Below are 3099 nucleotides of genomic sequence, written 5' to 3' on the forward strand. Positions count from 1 at the left end.
GCTGCTATTCACAATTTTGAGCTCCTACTTGAATTTTGAAAGAAGTCTAATGAATTATGTAACCTTTACAGACCCTTCTGGTCGTTCGTGCAGCTGTAGCCGCAGATTATAACAAACGCAGTAGCGTAATCTCCATCGTCACTTAGAGAAAGATGAATCTTTAAGATAAAATCCTTTTTTACAGCAATATATGGCTTTCCTCTTACATCACTGTATATTTCTATACCTTTCATTGTAATACCCCGACCACTGCCTAGTGCTTTAACAAAAGCCTCCTTTGCCGCGAAGCGTTTAGCAAAATACCTTGCTTGCATTTCTTGGCTGTTGTACTTTCTGCTTATTTCTATCTCCTGCTCAGTGTAGATTCTATTGAGGAATCTTTCCCCATACTTCTGCAGTATTCCCAATATTCTTGGTATATATACTATGTCAGTACCGATACCACGTATCATTTTGCGCTAAAACGACTTATTGCTTCCTCAATCTGCATTTCTTCTACCTTTCCAGTTGCCCTATTCTTTATTTCAACTATGTTTTCACTTACCGCTTTCTTTCCAACAATTATTTGCCACGGCAAGCCTATTAGATCCATCCCAGCAAATTTCACCCCTACGCTCCCTTCCGTATCATCATAAAGCACTTCATCGCTTTTCAGAGCATTGTATATTTTGTTTGCAATCTCCACACATTCGCCAGTTTTTGTTTGTAGATTGATTAAACCGATTCTGAAAGGAGCCACCGCTTCTGGCCAAATAATTCCTTTATCATCATGAAAAGCTTCTATTATCGCACCAACAAGCCTTGAAACCCCAATGCCATACGAACCCATATGTATATTGACATTTTTTCCATCTTGAGAGGTAACACTTGCCTTCATAGGCTTTGAATATTTATCGCCAAAATAAAAAATATGCCCTATTTCAATACCCTTACTAACATTTAACTGTTCTTGCAGTATAGGACAACTTTTAGGGTCATGCATATCGTCTGCAACTGCATATATGCTCTTCAGACTTTCAATATCTTCACTCTCTAGTAGTTCAGAAAATTTATTGTCATAATATAAGGTGCTCTCACCGGTGCTTGCCAATATATGAAATTCATGACTTAAATTTCCTCCAATTGGCCCCGTATCAGCTCGAACTCCAATTGGAGTAAGTCCCATGCGTTTGAAGATTTTTATGTAAGTTTTATACATCAAATTATATGAATTCAGTGCGCCTTCGTAATCTACATCAAAACTATATGCATCCTTCATCAGAAATTCCCTGCCTCTCATAACTCCATAACGAGGTCTTACTTCGTCACGAAACTTCCATTGAATTTGATATAAACAAAGTGGCAAATCTTTGTAACTTTTTACCACATCTCTAATTAAATCAATTGCCACCTCCTCGTGCGTTGGACCGAAAAGCATATCTTCCTCATGCCTATCCCTTATGCGTAGCATTTCCTTACCGTAATCATCATAGCGTCCTGATTCTCGCCAAAGATTTGCTGGTTGCACACAAGGCATTAATGCTTCAATTGCAACAGATTTATCCATTTCATCTCTGATAATGTTTTCAATATTTTTAAGCACTAAGAGACCAAGTGGTAACCACGTATAGATGCCAGATGCTATCTGCTTTATTAAACCTGCACGCAAAGAATATTGATGGGAGATAATCTTAACATGGGCAGGCTTTTCCTTTAAAGTTGGCAGATAATATTTGGATAAACGCATATAATAGACCTGATTGTAATGAGTAATCTTAATACAATCAGACCTGTAGGTAAACTTATTTTGAAAAAGAAGGGAAGTGAGTGGTACTTTCCTTAACGTACTAATACCGATCCCCTCTTAAATTTAGTATCCGCTCCATCAAACATGCCACGAAGTTTCTTAAAAGGAAGAGTAGATGGGTCTTGCATCTCACTACCCGCTGGACTCGCATCACACTCTTTTTTTACAGGAGGAGTTTTAGGTCTCCTTTGCAAATTAGCAGGCTTAGATGGTAATGGTGGCTTCTCTACCTTTGATGTAGATGGTTCAGATTTATCGGATCTATAACCACTTTCGGGAGTGCTTGTTCCTTTTTTATTGTCTGATTGGGAATTTGAAGGCGTAGATTTTTTCCTGCTTTTTGTCAGCACCTTCTTTTTCTGCTCTATCTCTTTCTGTTTGTCTTTGCTTTCATCTGTAGTCCAACCTGAATCGCTAATAGAATCAGAATGCTCACTTTCACTATCTGAGAATTCAATGTCTATTCTCCTTGCAAGAATAGAAGCTATATCAGGCTTTGTTTCTGGAGTACTCTTCTCAGGGCTTTGTTGATTTTTATTAACTGGTTTCAATTTAAAACCTCCTCTTATTTCTGCAAATAAAGCATTTTTGGAATCTGTTTGCTCACCTTCACTATTCTTTTCTCGTTTTTCCCTATTTTGTTTTAATTTTTCATCGCGTGCTTTTTTCTGTTCTTTGCTCACACCTGCCTTACCGCCAGCTTTTTTTATACTATTAAGTAAATCATTACTACCCTGTTGAGTTGATGAATTTTGAGGAGGAGGAGGTGGTGGTGGTACACTTGCACTTGGTTGTGCACCAAGCGTTACTGGAGGCGGTGTAGGAGTAGGCATACTTAATTGATTTCCCAGATCAGTACTATTTTTATTCACTTGTTTTTGAGATGCAGTACGTTGTTGATTGCCGGGTTCTTTTCCAATTGGCTTATTTGCCAGATTAGTACAATTTTCACACACAAATTTTTGTGGTTCTTGAAATGCAGAATATGGTTGGTTACTTGATTGATCAAGTTGTTTAATTGATTCACTTTTCAGACTTTTACGTACTAGTTCTTCTGCTAGCCCTTTTGTTGGTTCTTTTTCACCAAGATCTTCTTCTTTCTTATTACCAATTCTAGAAACGGCAAGTTTAACAAGATATGCTACTGAAGCCAGTGCAACAACTGTAGAAACAGCAAAAATTGCTAAAGGAACTGCTGCAATTGCGCCAGAACCAGAAATTACTGTAATAACATAAGGAAGATATTGACCAGCTATGAAACTCAATATAGATGATGATAAAACAGCAATTAAAGGACCAATATTAGATGTGCG

Annotated in this window: 3 protein-coding genes; all 3 read right to left on the reverse strand. The window is 37.7% G+C overall.

Annotated features, from left to right (window positions below):
- Positions 1–65: 65 nt before the first annotated feature.
- Complete coding sequence (locus HET73_RS06740) at positions 66–452, reverse strand: holo-[acyl-carrier-protein] synthase (RefSeq protein ID WP_174132893.1); 387 nt, start codon at positions 450–452, stop codon at positions 66–68.
- Entirely contained in the window at positions 449–1726 is a 1278-nt protein-coding gene (proS, locus tag HET73_RS06745; protein WP_174132892.1) for a proline--tRNA ligase, read from the reverse strand. Before proS ends, HET73_RS06740 begins: the two co-directional genes overlap by 4 nt.
- 92 nt (positions 1727–1818) lie before the next feature.
- On the reverse strand, positions 1819–3099 hold a 1281-nt coding region (locus HET73_RS06750; protein ID WP_174134244.1), incomplete at its 5' end, for a WH2 domain-containing protein.

It is taken from the genome of Wolbachia endosymbiont of Atemnus politus, assembly GCF_013309895.1.

Coding starts and splice junctions, on each gene's coding strand:
- HET73_RS06740 (WP_174132893.1), bottom strand. CDS start 452: ATGATACGTGGTATCGGTACTGACATAGTATATATACCAAGAATATTG.
- proS (WP_174132892.1), bottom strand. CDS start 1,726: ATGCGTTTATCCAAATATTATCTGCCAACTTTAAAGGAAAAGCCTGCC.